General features: G+C 67.3%; 14 protein-coding genes. 1 reads left to right on the forward strand and 13 read right to left on the reverse strand.

Translation table 11 applies throughout. The annotated features are described in order from the left end of the window. Window positions 1-15 precede the first annotated feature (15 nt). The 12 genes from lpqB to ACFVJ3_RS36565 all read right to left on the reverse strand — a co-directional run bounded on the left by lpqB (window position 16) and on the right by ACFVJ3_RS36565 (window position 14,115). On the reverse strand, window positions 16-1,809 hold the full coding sequence (gene lpqB, locus ACFVJ3_RS36510) for an MtrAB system accessory lipoprotein LpqB (RefSeq protein WP_378456697.1): 1,794 nt from the start codon (window positions 1,807-1,809) through the stop codon (window positions 16-18). Continuing rightward, complete coding sequence (gene mtrB / locus ACFVJ3_RS36515; RefSeq protein ID WP_378456698.1) at window positions 1,806-3,578, reverse strand: MtrAB system histidine kinase MtrB; 1,773 nt, start codon at window positions 3,576-3,578, stop codon at window positions 1,806-1,808. Before mtrB ends, lpqB begins: the two co-directional genes overlap by 4 nt. Continuing rightward, on the reverse strand, window positions 3,575-4,252 hold the full coding sequence (gene mtrA / locus ACFVJ3_RS36520; protein ID WP_005240059.1) for an MtrAB system response regulator MtrA: 678 nt from the start codon (window positions 4,250-4,252) through the stop codon (window positions 3,575-3,577). The genes mtrB and mtrA overlap by 4 nt, the downstream gene beginning before the upstream one ends. Window positions 4,253-4,297: 45 nt before the next feature. Further along, entirely contained in the window at window positions 4,298-4,981 is a 684-nt protein-coding gene (locus ACFVJ3_RS36525; RefSeq protein WP_378456699.1) for a dTMP kinase, read from the reverse strand. A 56-nt stretch (window positions 4,982-5,037) separates the two neighbouring features. After that, entirely contained in the window at window positions 5,038-6,522 is a 1,485-nt protein-coding gene (ahcY, locus tag ACFVJ3_RS36530) for an adenosylhomocysteinase (RefSeq protein ID WP_378456700.1), read from the reverse strand. 90 nt (window positions 6,523-6,612) lie between these two features. Continuing rightward, window positions 6,613-7,233: a TetR family transcriptional regulator gene (locus ACFVJ3_RS36535; RefSeq protein ID WP_378456701.1), complete on the reverse strand. Its 621-nt coding sequence runs from the start codon at window positions 7,231-7,233 to the stop codon at window positions 6,613-6,615. Between the two features lie 84 nt (window positions 7,234-7,317). Beyond that, window positions 7,318-8,826: an amino acid permease gene (locus tag ACFVJ3_RS36540; protein ID WP_378456702.1), complete on the reverse strand. Its 1,509-nt coding sequence runs from the start codon at window positions 8,824-8,826 to the stop codon at window positions 7,318-7,320. 28 nt (window positions 8,827-8,854) lie between these two features. Then, window positions 8,855-9,781 carry a cation diffusion facilitator family transporter gene (locus ACFVJ3_RS36545; RefSeq protein ID WP_378456703.1) on the reverse strand — a complete coding sequence of 309 codons (927 nt, stop codon included), beginning with the start codon at window positions 9,779-9,781 and terminating at the stop codon, window positions 8,855-8,857. A gap of 78 nt (window positions 9,782-9,859) precedes the next feature. After that, window positions 9,860-11,092, reverse strand: a complete 1,233-nt coding sequence (manA, locus tag ACFVJ3_RS36550; protein WP_378456704.1) for a mannose-6-phosphate isomerase, class I — start codon at window positions 11,090-11,092, stop codon at window positions 9,860-9,862. Then, window positions 11,092-12,171, reverse strand: a complete 1,080-nt coding sequence (locus ACFVJ3_RS36555) for a tobH protein (RefSeq protein ID WP_378456705.1) — start codon at window positions 12,169-12,171, stop codon at window positions 11,092-11,094. Before ACFVJ3_RS36555 ends, manA begins: the two co-directional genes overlap by 1 nt. Before the next feature lie 77 nt (window positions 12,172-12,248). After that, window positions 12,249-13,616 (reverse strand): phosphomannomutase/phosphoglucomutase, encoded by a 1,368-nt coding sequence (locus ACFVJ3_RS36560; protein WP_378456706.1) that lies wholly within the window; start codon window positions 13,614-13,616, stop codon window positions 12,249-12,251. Between the two features lie 103 nt (window positions 13,617-13,719). Further along, window positions 13,720-14,115: a DUF3499 domain-containing protein gene (locus tag ACFVJ3_RS36565; RefSeq protein WP_378456707.1), complete on the reverse strand. Its 396-nt coding sequence runs from the start codon at window positions 14,113-14,115 to the stop codon at window positions 13,720-13,722. Between the two features lie 80 nt (window positions 14,116-14,195). Here ACFVJ3_RS36565 and ACFVJ3_RS36570 point away from each other — a divergent pair, with 80 nt between their 5' ends. Then, window positions 14,196-14,687 (forward strand): metallopeptidase family protein, encoded by a 492-nt coding sequence (locus tag ACFVJ3_RS36570; protein WP_029539455.1) that lies wholly within the window; start codon window positions 14,196-14,198, stop codon window positions 14,685-14,687. Here ACFVJ3_RS36570 and ACFVJ3_RS36575 read toward each other — a convergent pair whose 3' ends face one another. Continuing rightward, window positions 14,688-14,948 (reverse strand): WhiB family transcriptional regulator, encoded by a 261-nt coding sequence (locus tag ACFVJ3_RS36575; RefSeq protein ID WP_166680705.1) that lies wholly within the window; start codon window positions 14,946-14,948, stop codon window positions 14,688-14,690. Window positions 14,949-15,509: the final 561 nt, after the last annotated feature.

Raw genomic sequence — 15,509 nt, forward strand, 5'->3', positions numbered from 1 at the left:
ACCGCACCGACAGCCTCAGCCCGGCAGGACCGGGATCGCCTTCACACCGGTCAACCCGGGAACCTCCCGCCAGTACCGGTCACCAGCCGGATCGTTGTTGTTCAACTGGAACACCGCCCGGGAGTCTGCGACGAACTCCGTGGTCGTCGACGCGTCCACGGCCACCACCGGCGCGGTCAGGTTGCGGCTCGGCAGCGCGTCCATCCGCGAACCGTCGACGGCCACCTGAACCACCGGGATGTCCGAGGCCGCGCGCGCGACGACGATCGTGTCACTGGTGCTCCAGTCCAGGGACAGCGCCGGGCTGCCCAGACCGATCGCGACCGCACGGGGATTCGTCAAGGCGTACTCACCGCCCGGCATCTGGGTGACGATCGCGAGGTAGACCTTGCCGTCGACGATCAGTGCCGCACGCACCCCGTCGCGGGACAGCCGCAACTCGGTGATCGTGGCACCCAGCGCGGTGACGGCGCCGGCGTCGACGTTGACCACCGACGTCCGGCCGGTGCCGGGCTCGCGCAACACTCGGATGACCGTGTTGCCGTTGACCGCTGCCCAGATCGCCGAATTGTCGGGCGCCCATGTCGGGCGGGTGATCGCGCCGCCCTCGAGCACCGACGCGGCACCGTCCTCGTACGCGCCGACCATCAGCGAACTCGCGGGTTCCGGCGCGGGACGCCCGGTGTCCGCGACGGCGGCGACCAGCTTTCCGTCCTGCGACAGCGCGAGCGAACGCATGTTGCGGGCCGAACCGAAGTACCCGGGCACCGGAGTGACACCGGTCTCGGTGACGCTCACCATCGAACCCTCGCGCAGCGCGTGCAACCCGACGGTGGCGCTCGACGTCGCAAACGGATTCATGGAGGCGACGTCGGCGGTGGTCCACCCGTTCGGGAACCGCTCGTCGAAGGGCTCGCCGTCGGCGAGCAGCACGTAGGGGCCCGAGATCTCCGCGTTGGCCAGCGTCCAGATCACCTGCGCCGCGAACAGCTGCTTCGCCTGCGCGTCCATCGGCGGCACGCCGGCGAAGTCGATCCGGATCCCGCCGAGCCCCACCCCCACCTGCGCGGTGCGGCCGTCGGCCTTCGTGATCGGGCCGCGCACCGACACGCCGTCGCCGAGCTCGTTGCGCACCGCCGGCGCCAGGGCGGCCTTCGGCCCGTCGATCAGCAGACCGATCAGCTGCGACGCCATCTGGTCCTGGGCGCCCGACACCCAGCGCGGATCCGGCACGACCGTCGTCCCGGCCGGGTCGAGGAAGTACAGCGATTTGCGCTGGTACGTGTTCAGGAACTGCGCCCGGTCGAGGATCACGCCTGCGGGGAGCTCGGAGATCCGCCACTCACCGCCCTGCAGCTCGAGACTGATCTTCGTCTCGAAACTGCCCTCCTCCGCCACGTACAGTCCACCGGGCTCGAGCTGCCCCACCTTGTTGGCGCGGATCGTGTACGTCGCCTGGTCGGCCGACCGTGTCTCCGGGAGGACGTCGACCTTGTCGACGATGGTCGCGCTGGCCGCGTCGTCCCACCTGCCGGACACACCGGGGGTGAGGAACTGGCGGGCCGCGAGGTGCCGGTCGGACGGATCGGTACTGGCCTTGAAGAAGTCACGCAGCAGCAGGTCGGGTTCGCGCCCCGGCGCGGGGGCCGCGACACTCGATCCCGGCGAGTCACGGTTGATCGTGCCGATCGCCTGCGGTGTGGACGAATCCGGGAGGCTCGCGCACCCACTGACCGTGACGAGCACCGCGAGGACGATCGCTCCGCACACCGACCGCGACAGCAGGGCGGATCGCCTGCCGGGCGTCACAGGTCCCGCTCCGGAAGGTGCGAACCGTCTCGGTCACCGACGTGCGCACGCTCACGCTTCTGGGGAACCGTGTGAGACTCGTCGGCCGCCGTCTCCGGGCTCTCGTTGCGCACCGGCAACGTGGTGTCGCCCGGGACAGGCTGCCCCTGAACGTATTTCGCGGTTCCCGGCTTCAGCGGCAGCGGGCTCGACACGACCTTGCGGCCCCGCACCCGCGGCAGTGTCAGCCGGAAGCAGGCCCCTTCGCCGGGTTCGCCCCATGCCTCGAGCCTGCCGTCGTGGAGATTCGCGTCCTCCACACTGATCGCGAGTCCGAGGCCGGTACCGCCCGACCGTCGCACACGCGACGGGTCGGACCGCCAGAACCTGTTGAACACCAGCTTCTCCTCGCCAGGCCGCAGGCCCACACCCTGGTCGCGCACGATGAACGCCGCAGCGCTGTCGTCGGCGCGCAGGCGCAGCAGCACCGGTTTGCCTTCTCCGTGATCGATCGCGTTCGCGAGGAGGTTCCGCAGAATGCGTTCCACGCGACGCGGGTCCACCTCGGCCATGATTGCCTGATCGGGCAGGTCCACGATCAGTTCGGTTCCGCTCTCGCGCGCGAGGTGACGGACCGTCGAGATCGCCGCACGCGCACACATGCGGACGTCGAGTTGCTCGGCGGCCAGTTCCGCGACACCGGCGTCGTGCCTGCTGATCTCGAGGAGATCGGCCAGCAGCCCTTCGAACCGGTCGAGTTCGGCGACCAGCAACTCCGACGACCGCCGGAGCACGGGGTCGAGATCGTCGCTGCCGTCGTGGATGAGGTCGGCCGCCATCCGCACCGTCGTCAGCGGTGTCCGCAGCTCGTGGCTCACGTCGGAGGTGAATCTCTTCTGGAGATTTCCGAACTCCTCGAGCTGGGTGATCTGTTTCGACAGGCTCTCCGCCATCTCGTTGAACGACATCGCCAGCCGGGCCATGTCGTCCTCGCCGCGCACGGGCATGCGTTCCTTCAGCCGGCCGTCGGCGAAGCGCACCGCGATCCGGGACGCCGACCGGATGGGCAGAACCACCTGCCGGGCGACGAGGAGCGCGATGGCCGCGAGCAGCACGGCGAGCACCGCACCACCCACCAGCAGCGTGCCGCGGACCAGTGACAGGCTGCGGTCCTCACTGGCCAGCGGGAACACGAGGTACAGCTCGAGCGTGGAGATAGCGGACGCGGTCGGGCTTCCGACGATCAGTGCCGGCCCCGAATAGCCTTCGGGATCGTTCACGGTGGCGAACTGGTAGGCCACCTGACCGGCCTGGACGAACGCCCGCAGTGATTCCGGGATCTGGTCCGCCGGACCGCTGGACGTCGGGGCGCGGGGACCGTCACCCGGCACGATCAGCACAGGATCGAACGTTCCCGCCGACCCCGACGCCTGACCGGCGTCGGGCTCCCGGTTCGTCAGCGCGGCCCGGGCACCGTCGAGCTGGGTGGTGGGCGAACTACTGTCGTCCGCGCCGGCCAGCTGCCCTTCGACCGTGCTGCGGGCACGGTCCATCTCCTCGGTCGCCGCGTTGATCTTCGTTTCGAGCAGACGGTCGGTGATCTGGCTCGTCAGCACGACGCCGAGCACGACGATGACGATGAGCGACAACGTCAACGTCGAGACGACGACCCTCAGCTGCAGCGAACGACGCCACGTGTGCGCGAGGGTATTGCTCAGTGAGTGACCCCACCGAAGGATCGGCGAAACGCGTCGGTTGACACGACGCCGCCATCGGGAAACACCTGTCACGGCGGTCCGGCCTTGTAGCCGACCCCCCTGACCGTCAAAACCACTTCGGGATTCTCGGGATCAGTCTCGACCTTGGCCCGCAAACGCTGAACGTGCACGTTGACCAGTCGGGTGTCGGCTGCATGTCGGTAACCCCACACCTGCTCGAGCAGGACCTCACGGGTGAACACCTGTCGCGGTTTGCGCGCCAGAGCCACCAGAAGGTCGAACTCGAGGGGGGTGAGGGAGATCAGTTCTTCGCCCCGGCTCACCTTGTGGGCGGGGACGTCGATGACGATGTCGGCGATGCTGAGCAGCTCGGCCGGCTCGTCCTCGGTCCGGCGAAGCCGTGCCCGGACCCGCGCCACCAGCTCCTTCGGCTTGAACGGCTTCATGATGTAGTCGTCCGCGCCGGATTCCAATCCGAGGACCACGTCGACGGTGTCCGTCTTCGCGGTCAGCATCACGATGGGGACACCGGAATCGGCTCGCAGGACCCGACACACGTCGATGCCGTTCATGCCGGGCAGCATCAGGTCGAGCAGCACCAGGTCCGGGCGTGTCTCCCGGACCGCGGTGAGCGCCTGGGTCCCGTCCCCCACCACATACGGATCGAATCCTTCGCCGCGGAGGACGATCGTGAGCATCTCCGCGAGCGCAGTGTCGTCGTCGACAACCAGAATCCTTGGCTTCATGTCCCTATCGTTGCATCTTCGGAGGCCGTAACAGCCCGTTCGCCGTTACGGCGTGCCGTGTTCTTTCTCGTCACGGCGTGCCGTGTCGTCACTCAAGAGTGCCAGGTTTTCGGCGAGCGTGACCGGATCGGTGTCCGGGGTGAGTACCCACCACGGCGAAATCCAGTCCTTCACGGCCAGCTCGCGGTACACCTCGCCGGTGCGTTCCTGCAGTCCACGGTCGCGTTCGTAGGCGTCGAGCGACCGGGTCGCATCCGCCGATTCGCGGCCGCGGGCGCGTTGCGCGGCCAGCGCGACGGGAACGTCCAGATACAGCTGCAGGTCGGGCCGAGGCAGCCCCAGCCGCTCGAATTCGAGGTTCTCCACCCAACCCACGAACTCCCCGTCCGCCCCCTGATGCAACCGGGCCGCACCGTACGCGGCGTTGGACGCCACATAGCGGTCGAGAATCACCAGGTCGTGTTCGGCGAGCAGCGCTGACAGCTCCCCGACGGCACCGGACCGGTCCAGCGCGAACATCACGGCCATCGCATGCACGGAGTCACTGAGGTCACCGTGCGCACCCTTGAGAGCCTCGGACGCCAGATCAGCGTGCACGGACCTGCCGTACCGCGGAAAGTCGAGGGTGCCGACCGTCAGACCCTGGTCGGTGAGGCGTGTCACCACTGCGCCGACGAGTGTTCGCTTGCCCGCGCCGTCCAGGCCTTCCAGCGCAATCAGTTTTCCCACGAGGAAGAAGGCTATCCCCCGGCCCGTACGCGACGGACCGGGGGACGCCGCGATCTCTAGTACCGGTAGTGCTCGGGCTTGAACGGACCCTCGACGTCGACGCCGATGTACTCCGCCTGCTCCTTCGTGAGCTTGGTGAGCGTGCCACCGAGCGCTTCGACGTGGATCTTCGCGACCTTCTCGTCGAGGTGCTTCGGGAGTCGGTACACCTCGTTGTCGTACTCCTCCGGCTTCGTCCACAGTTCGATCTGCGCGATCACCTGGTTGGAGAAGCTGTTGCTCATCACGAACGAGGGGTGGCCCGTCGCGTTGCCGAGATTCAGCAGACGGCCCTCGGACAGCACGATGATCGAGTGGCCGTCCTTGAACCGGAACTCGTCCACCTGCGGCTTGATGTTGATGCGCGTGACCTCGCCGGAACGCTCGAGGCCGGCCATGTCGATCTCGTTGTCGAAGTGGCCGATGTTGCCCAGGATGGCCTGGTGCTTCATCTGCTGCATGTGCTCGAACGTGATGATGTCCTTGTTGCCCGTGGACGTGATCACGATGTCGGCCCAGCCGATGGCCTGCTCGACCGTCTTCACCTCGAAGCCGTCCATCAGCGCCTGGAGGGCGTTGATCGGGTCGACCTCGGTGACCGCGACGCGGGCACCCTGTCCGCGCAGAGCCTCCGCGCAACCCTTGCCGACGTCGCCGTAACCGCAGACGAGCGCGGCCTTGCCGCCGATCAGCACGTCGGTGCCCCGGTTGATGCCGTCGAGCAGCGAGTGCCGGGTGCCGTACTTGTTGTCGAACTTGCTCTTGGTGACCGAGTCGTTGACGTTGATGGCCGGGAACACGAGTTCACCGGCGGCCGCGACCTGGTAGAGACGAAGGACACCGGTCGTGGTCTCCTCGGTGACGCCCTGGACCGACTCCGCAACTTTGGTCCACTTGGTCTTGTCCGCTTCGAGGGACTGACGCAGCAGGGCGAGAAACACCTTGTACTCGTCGGAATCCCGCTCGTCGTCGGTGGGCGGCACGACGCCGGACTTCTCGAACTGCGCGCCCTTGAGGACGAGCATCGTGGCGTCGCCGCCGTCGTCGAGGATCATGTTCGCGGGCTTGTCGGCGTCCGGCCAGGTGAGCATCTGCTCGGCGGCCCACCAGTACTCCTCGAGCGTCTCGCCCTTCCACGCGAAGACCGGGGTGCCCTGCGGCTCCTCGGGCGTGCCGTGCGGGCCGACGACGATCGCGGCGGCTGCGTGATCCTGCGTCGAGAAGATGTTGCACGAGGCCCAGCGGACCTCGGCGCCCAGCGCGGTGAGCGTCTCGATGAGGACGGCCGTCTGGATGGTCATGTGCAGCGAACCGGAAATGCGAGCACCCTTGAGCGGCAGCACCTCTGCGTACTCGCGGCGAAGCGCCATCAGTCCCGGCATCTCGTGCTCGGCGAGCCGGATCTCCTTGCGGCCGAACTCGGCGAGCGAAAGGTCCGCCACCTTGAAATCGATCCCGTTTCGGCTCTCGGCCACGGGCGTGGTTGAAACTGAGGTCGTCATCTGCCTCTCCTGGTTGACTGCTGTTTCGGTCAAGGCTATCGGTACTGCGGCCCGAGGGTCACACTCACGTGAGGCTGCGCCGCGGGGCGGTCACTCCCGATCGGCCCCGTCGACCGCCTCGTCCACGAAAGGTCCCAGAAGGGCACCCAGATCCTCGGCGACGTTGGCCTCGGATTCGGGTGGCATCGAGATGTAACTCATAGCGAGGCGCACGATGGCGCGGCTGAGAATCCCCGCGTCCGACGGGTTCGCCCGCACCCAGCCCCGCTGGAAGACGTCGGCGAGCCGAGTGGAGGCCCGCTCGATGATCGGCGCGCTCTCGGTTGTGATCAGGCGCAGCAGATCGGGCTTGGTCTCGCCACGCAGAAGTGACTGCACTAGAGGGTCGGACAAGCTGGCGGCGAAGAACGCGGTGAATCCGGAGAGCAGCGCGGCGCGACCTTGCCCGACGTTCGCCACGAGCGCCTCGTCGACCGCGTCGACCAGCTCGTCGGCCAGCCGGAGGGCATACGCCTCCGCCAGCCCTTGCCGGGACTTGAACTCGTTGTAGAGCGTCTGCCTGCTCACCCCGGCGCCGGCCGCGACATCCGACATCGTGATGTCCGACCAGTCCTTCTCGAACAGGAGATCCCGCATCGCATCGAGCACCGACTGACGCAGCAGCAGCCGCGCAGCCTCCTGATAGGGCACCCGGACACGCGACGAAGTCATGGCGACGACATTAGTGCCCGCCGCCTCCGGGGCACTCGCCCGGTACTGCCGCTCCGACCCCCGGACGTCCAATCCCGTTGCGTGTCAGACCTCGCCGCGGCTTCGTCTCTCCATCATCGAGTGGCGGCGGCTGTAGGCGAAGTAGATGATCACGCCGAGCGCCATCCACACGATGAACCGGATCCACGTCTCGACGGACAGATTCACCATCAACCACAGGCAGGCGAGGACGGCGAGGACCGGCACCCACGGCACCAGCGGGACACGGAATCCGCGGGGCAGGTCCGGGCGGGTCCGGCGCAGCACGATCACACCGATCGACACGAGGACGAACGCGAACAGCGTTCCGATGTTCACCATCTCCTCGAGGGTGCCGATCGGGAAGATGCCCGCGAGCACGGCCACCACGACACCGACGAGCACGGTGATCCGAACGGGTGTGCCGTGCTTGCCGGTCGGCGCCAGCCGCCGCGGCATCAGCCCGTCCCGGGACATGGCGAACAGAACCCGGGTCTGCCCGAGCATCAGCACCATCACCACGGTGGTGAGGCCCGCCAGCGCGCCGAACGAGATCAGGTTCTTCGCCCACGTAATTCCGTGAATGCCGAACGCGGTGGCCAGATTGGAACTGTCCCCGGACAATTCGTGGTAGTCGACCATCCCGGTGAGCACCAGCGTCACCGCCACGTACAGGACCGTCACGATCAGCAGCGATCCCAGAATTCCGCGGGGCAACGCCTTCTGCGGATCCTTCGTCTCCTCGGCGGTGGTGGCGACGATGTCGAACCCGATGAACGCGAAGAACACCAGGCTCGCCGCCGCCAGCAGTCCGTACCAGCCGAACGTGCTGCCGCCCGCGCCCGTGATGTAGGAGAACAGGGACTGATGGATACCCTCGCCCGTGCTGCCCGCCTCGGACGGGGGGATGTACGGGGAGTAGTTGTCGGTGTCGATGTAGAACGCGCCGACCACGACCACGACGAGCACCACGGCCACCTTGATCGAGGTGATCACGAGTGAGACCCGCGACGACAGCTTGGTGCCCGTTGCCAGCACGACGGTGATGATGGCGACGATGAGTACCGCGCCCCAGTCGAACGTGACCGAGCCGATCTGCGCCACCGGTGTGTGGTTGCCGATCACCTCACCGAGATAGAGCGACCAGCCCTTCGCGACGACCGACGCGGCGAGCGCGAATTCGAGGATGAGGTCCCAGCCGATGATCCACGCGATCAGTTCACCGAACGTCGCGTAGGAGAACGTGTACGCACTGCCCGCCACCGGGACTGTCGAGGCGAACTCGGCGTAGCAGAGTGCGGCGAGCCCGCACGCGATGGCGGCGATCACGAACGCCGCCGACACGGCGGGACCGGCGACGTTGCCTGCGGTGCGCGCGGTGAGCGTGAAGATTCCGGCACCGATGACGACGGCGACACCGAAGACGGTCAGGTCCCACGCAGTCAGATCCTTGCGGAGCTTGGTTTCCGGTTCGTCCGTGTCCCGGATCGACTGCTCGATCGACTTGGTGCGGAACAATCCGGTCGGCCTGCCGCCTAGGTGCGGTTCTCCGCTGCCTTTGTCCTGGATGGCCATATCAGCCTCCTCAATCGAAAGTTGCCGTTCAGCCTATGCCTTCGGTTGCCCGGAACAGGTCGGGTTCGATGTAGATGCGTCGAGCCGCGGGGACTGCGCCGCGCACTCGCGCCTCGGCCTCGTCGATGGCTTCGGCGACCGCGCTGATGTCCGATCCGGCGGCCACGGCCACTTTCGCGGCCACGAGGATTTCCTCGGGTCCGAGGTACTGCGTCTTGCAATGGATGACGCGCTCGATCTTCTCGCCGTCGACGAGAGCGGCGAGAATACGCGACTCCTCGTCGGCGGTGGCTCCTTCACCGATCAGCAGGCTCTGCATCTCGACGATGAGGATGATCGCGATGATTCCGAGCAGGGCGCCGATGCAGAGGGTGCCGACACCGTCCCACACCGGATCCCCGGTGAGCATCGTCAGTCCGACACCACCGAGCGCGAGAACCAGACCGACCAGTGCGCCGGTGTCCTCGAGCAGCACGACGGGAAGCTCCGGGCTGCGCGACGTGCGGATGAATCCCCACCAGCTCGCCCGTCCCTTGAGGGGACGCGACTCCCGCACGGCGGTGAGGAAGCTGAACGTCTCGAGCCCGATGGCGATCACCAGGATGACCACCGCCACGAGGGGCGACGTGAGTCCCTCGGGGTGCTGGATCTTGTGGATGCCCTCGTAGATCGCGAACAGCGAACCGAGGCTGAACAACACGAGCGCGACGACGAACGAGTAGAAGTACCGGCTACGCCCGTAACCGAACTGGTGCAGATCGTCGGCGGCGCGTTCGGCCTTCTTCTGGCCGAGCAGGAGCAGGCCCTGGTTGGAGGTGTCGGCCACCGAGTGCACGGATTCCGCCAGCATGGACGACGAGCCGGTGATCAGGAAGCCGGCGAACTTGGCTACCGCGATACCGGCATTGGCGCCGAGCGCGGCGAGAATCGCCTTCTTTCCCCCATGAGCCGACAACTGAATTCTCCTCTCGGTCGCACACGACCCTCACGACGGGCCGCGGAGCCCTTCTCGGATCGCAGGGCGGATCACAGGCTACGCGATCGGCGGGCCGACTCTCGCACTGAACAACTGGGCACACTCGGTGCCTGCGGTCACCACCACTTCGGGGTCCTCGGCCGCGATCCAGACGGCGTTGCCCTGGGACAGTTCGAGGGCATCGGTTCCGCACCGCAACTCCACCGAACCCGAGGTGCACAGCAGAATGTGCGGCCCCTCCGAGTCGAGCCGGTGCTCCGTGGGGCCGTCCGGCGACAGGTCGATCCGCGCGAGGACGAATTCCGGCGCCGGCGTGGAGTACACGAATTCGCCACGGCTCGGGCGCTCTTCCGCCTCCAGAATCGGAATGTCGACGGTGTCGAAGTCGAGGACGCGCAGCAACTCCGGAACGTCAACGTGCTTGGGCGTGAGCCCCCCGCGCAGCACGTTGTCGGAGTTGGCCATGATCTCGACGGCCATCCCGTGCAGGTAGGCGTGGAGGTTGCCCGCGTCGAGGTACAGGCCCTGCCCTGGTTCGAGAGTGACCCGGTTCAGGAGGAGCGCGGCGAGAACACCCGCGTCCCCCGGATACACCTCACTCAATTCGAGGGCCGTGCGGATCTCCGCCGTGAACTCACCGTCCTTGGTGTTCGACAGATAGGCGACGCATCCGTCGAGCACCCTCGGCATCAGCGCGCCGAGCACCGGCTGCGGCAACGTGATCCACGTGGTGAACAGCGCGCGGAGACCGTCCGAGTCGGGTTGCCCGGCAATCAGGCCGGCGTAGGGCTGCAGCTCCGGAACCGCGATCGCCTCGAGCAGTTTGACCGTCCGCTGAGGGTCCCGGAATCCGGCGAGCGCGTGGAACCGGCTGAGGGCCACGACGAGTTCGGGTTTGTGGCTGGCGTCCTTGTAGTTGCGCACCGAGGATTCGAGGGGGATTCCCGCTTCGTTCTCCCGGGCGAATCCCTCCCACGCCTGCTCGGCGCTCGGATGGGCCTGCAACGACAGTGGTTCCTCCGACGCGAGCAACTTCAGCAGGAACGGGAGCCGTTCGCCGAACGTCTCCACACTCCGCTTGCCGAGCTGGCGTTCGGGTTCCGAATGCACCAGGTCCAGAAGGGACCGGGGCCCCTCCTCGGTGAGGACGCGGGCGGGATCACCCGGGTGCGCGCCCAACCACAGTTCCGCCTCCGGATGCGCCGTGGGAACCGGAAGTCCACGCAGCTGTGCGATGGCTGTGCGCGATCCCCACGCGTAGGACCGGAGCGCACCTTCGAGTCGGTGCACTAGATACCGCCGATCAACTGGAGATACGCGGCCGTCATGTCGAGTCTGCCGACGAGGACCGCCGCCTGTTCCAGCTCGGGACGCTGAGACGGAACCAGACCCTCGTCCGAGGACGCGACGACGAGGTCGACGTCGCCCAGGGCTGCGATCCTGCGTTCGACGAGCATCCGATCGGCGTCGGCGGACAATACGAACGTGCGCACCGGGCTCGCCGGCGGCGGACCGTCCAGCTCGGGATCGTGGAATATCGAGTCGTGCGCGGAGAGCGCCTGGTCGACACGGAACGTGCCCGCCGCACTCAGCACGTCCGAAAGCTCCGACGCGGTCGCCACGCGGCCCGCGTGCAGTAGCGCTTCGGCGCCGTGCCGGGCCAGTTCCACCGTGCTCTCCGTATCGCCCGTGAGCACGATGCGGCGTCCCTGCATGCGGGAGGCCAACGATTTCGCGGGATTGTGAAACACCTCGCTGTTCGGCCTGTCGCGCAGCGCCTCACCGTCGACGGCGTCAGCGATCTGCTCGAGGTCGGGAACCTCGTCGCCCCAACGTTCCGAACCGAGCACCCGGAGGACGGCCAGCAGAACGGCGAAGTACCGCAGCAGACCGTGCCGGGTGAGTGCCCGGACACGTGGCGCGAACATGACGACGCGTCCGGCCGCCGCGGCCTGCAAGGGTCCCTCGTCCGGTGCCGCCACCACCACTTCCGCGCCGCGGCGCACCGCCGCGTCGATGGCCTGCACGAGCCGGGGGTCGCCTGCGTCGTCGCCGGCCACCACCACCACGTCGAGCGGGCCCACCCACACGGGGGTCCGGGTGGCGCGCACCAGCGGGAAACCGATCCGTTCGGCGAGGACCGCCGTCAGGATCGCCGCCCCACGGCTGGCACGCCCCGCGCCGGTCACCACCACCACGCTGCGCGGACGCAGCCCCTGCAGTCGTTCGAGAGCCCCCTCCTCGACCGCGGACCGGGTGGCCCGGATCTGGGCACCACCCATGGCGGCGGAACGCAACGCACCCTCGGTGTCCGCCGCAACCAGTGCGTCCCCGTCGTCCAGATCGAGCAGGGGCGTCGGCGCTGTCATGACACCGCACCCCCTTTCTTCATCAGTGCAAGCCACATTCGCAGCACGAGCAGAACCTGTAGTTCCAACTATGGCAGTCAGGCTCGGACGATGCCCAGTATCTCGGTAACGAGTGCATCTACCTCGGCCGTCGTCGGCGCCTCCACGTTGAGTCGCAGGAGCGGTTCGGTGTTGGAGGCCCGCAAGTTGAACCACGCGCCGTCCGTCAGTTCGACCGTGACACCGTCGAGCCGATCCACGTACGTGGTGCGCTCGGCGAACGCCGACAACACCGCGTCGGTCCGTTCGGCGGCGTCCGCGACGGTCGAGTTGATCTCTCCCGACGCCGCGTACCGCTCGTACTTCGCCATCAGCTCGGACAGCGGACGATCCTGCTCCCCCAGTGCCGCGAGGACGTGCAGTCCGGCGAGCATGCCGGAGTCGGCGCCCCAGAAGTCGCGGAAGTAGTAGTGCGCGGAGTGCTCGCCGCCGAAGATCGCGCCCGTCTCGGCCATCTGCTGCTTGATGAACGAATGCCCCACCCGGGTGCGGATCGGGTGTCCGCCCAGCTCGGTCACCAGCTCCGGCACCGCGCGGGACGTGATGAGGTTGTGGATGACGGTCGCGCCGGGCTCCTTGGCCAGCTCCCGCTCGGCGACCAGGGCCGTGACGGCGGACGGCGACACCGGATTGCCGAGCTCGTCGACGACGAAGCAGCGGTCGGCGTCGCCGTCGAAGGCCAGACCGATGTCGGCACCGGTCTCACGGACGTACCGCTGCAGGTCCACGAGGTTGGCCGGGTCGAGCGGATTCGCCTCGTGGTTCGGGAACGTGCCGTCGAGCTCGAAGTACAGCGGTTCCAGCTTCACCGGCATCGGCTCGAACACGGCGGGAACGGTGTGCCCGCCCATTCCGTTGCCCGCGTCGACGGCCACCGTCAGCGGACGGAGGTCGGAGAGGTTCACCAGTCCGCGGACGAAACTCGCGTACTGCTCGAGCACGTCCTCCTCGGACACCGTGCCGGGAGCGCCGGCGAACGCGGGAACCCCGTCGACGACCTCGGCCGCGATCGTGGCGAGGCCCGTCTCCTGCCCCACCGGCTTCGCGCCTGCGCGGCACAGCTTGATGCCGTTGTACTTCGCCGGATTGTGGCTCGCCGTGAACATCGCACCCGGACAGTCGAGCATCCCCGAAGCGAAATACAGCTGATCGGTGGACGCGAGTCCGATGAGGACGACGTCCAGGCCCTGGGCGGTGACGCCGTCGGCGAACGCGCGGGTCAGATCCGGGGAGGACGCGCGCATGTCGTAGCCGATCACGACCTTCGTGGCGCTCTCCTCGCGAACGAGTCGTGCGAATGCGCCACCCACGTCCTGCACGAACGCGGCGTCGATGTGTTCACCGACGACACCCCGCACGTCGTAAGCCTTGATCACGGCATGTACGGACTCGGCTGATCGCGCCACTTCTTGTTTCTCCTTTACGAGCACCAGTGCTGGCGCAAGCCTAATGCCTGCCCGTCGCGGGCACGGCACGCCGCGGACCGCAGGCCCGGAACAGGCTGGGACGTCAGTTGGACGGGTCGGGAAGTACCCGCAGGTGGCCACGACGACCGGTGCGCGCCGGGCCGGGCTGGGTGCCGGTCTCCGCGCGATCCTCGGTGGACAGGGCCCGTTCGGACCGCCCGCGATCGCCGAGGCCCGCCTCCCGCACGGCCTCCGCCAGCGCGGTCAGATCGTCCTCGTCGGGGGTGCTCGACGAGAACCCACCCTCGTACCGAACCAGTTCCCAGCCTTTGGGTGCGGTAATCCTCGACGCGTGCGTTTCGCACAGATCCCACGAGTGCGGTTCGTCGACCGTGGCGAGCGGGCCGACGACGGCGGTGGAGTCGGAGTAGACGTACGTGAGCGTCGCGACAGCGGGGTTCTTGCACCCGGGGCGGCAGCATCGACGCAGAGATCTCACAGCTAGGGAGCCTAGCCCCACGAAGGCCCGACACCTACTCGGACACACCGAGAGTGTGCGGCTGTCGTAATGTCCACACCATGTCCAGAGCACGACGCAGGCGTCCCGTGACCACCCGATCCGTCGACCGACGGGGACGGGGAATCCGCGGGTCCGTGTTCCCTCCGGACGCGCCGGCACGACGGAGCCGCGCAGAGAAGTTCGATCTGGTGGTCCTGGAGGCGTTCGCGCCGATCGACGCGCGCTGGCGTGAACGCCTGACGAAGCTGGACATCGCCGTCGACGAGGTCCCGAAGATTCATGCGCTCGACCCGGATTCGGTCAACTGGCCCGCCGAGGTCGTGGCGGACGGGCCCGTGCCGCTGTCCCGACTGATCCCGGCCGGCATCGACCGGCACGGATCCACGACGCGGGCGCGAGTCGTCCTGTTCCGGCGACCGCTCGAACAGCGCGCCAAGGATCCGGACGACCTCACCGACCTGGTGCACGACGTGCTCGTACAGCAGGTGAGTACGTACCTCGGAGTCGAACCCGAGGTCATCGACCCGGATTTGCCGGGCGACGAAGACTGACTAGACGATCCCCCGCTTCAGGCGCCGGCGCTCACGCTCCGACAGGCCACCCCAGATACCGAACCGCTCGTCGTTGGCCAGTGCGTAGTCGAGGCATTCGTCCCGCACCTCGCAGCCCAGGCAGATGCGCTTCGCTTCCCGGGTGGAGCCTCCCTTTTCGGGGAAGAAGGCCTCAGGGTCGGTCTGCGCACAGAGCGCTCGTTCCTGCCACTGATCCTCGATGGTCTCGAACAGTTCGTCGAAACCTGTCACCAGACTCAACGCCGGGCGGGGGCCCGTCGTCTCGACTTCCTGTGCGACGAGTTCCGGCACAGGAATTACTTTCACACTGCCTTCTTGCACACAGACTTCTTGAACACAGACGCCGTCCGCTGCGCCTGCTTCGGAATTGGTCTGCGGTTCGTCGCTTACTGTGCTCCAGCGAGTCTCCGACTCGATCTGCTCATTGGGCATCGTTCCGCCTCCTCACCTGTGATAGCGCAGAAAATTTCGATCGATCATGTACCCCGACCCGAACACCCCTGCCACCCGTTCGAACATTCGTTCGAATTGATCCCCGCTGCAAGTGATTCCACGCCCGCAACGTCGGAATGACATATTTGTGATTAGACACGCCCAGCGTGTCGCGGTCAAGCTAACCGACCAAAGTCGATTACTATTTCGCGCTCGCGAATCGCTCCGGGGAAGCAGCTCACAGGAGGCGGACGGCCACCGCCTAGGCTTGCATCGTGAACGTGACTGTATTGGTTGGCGGGGTGGGTGGGGCCCGGTTCCTGCTAGGTGTGCGGAGGTTGCTCGGGGCCGATGCGCCCGGTGGTGGGG

The organism is Rhodococcus sp. NPDC127593, assembly GCF_042671975.1.
Taxonomy (GTDB): Bacteria; Actinomycetota; Actinomycetes; order Mycobacteriales; family Mycobacteriaceae; genus Rhodococcus_F.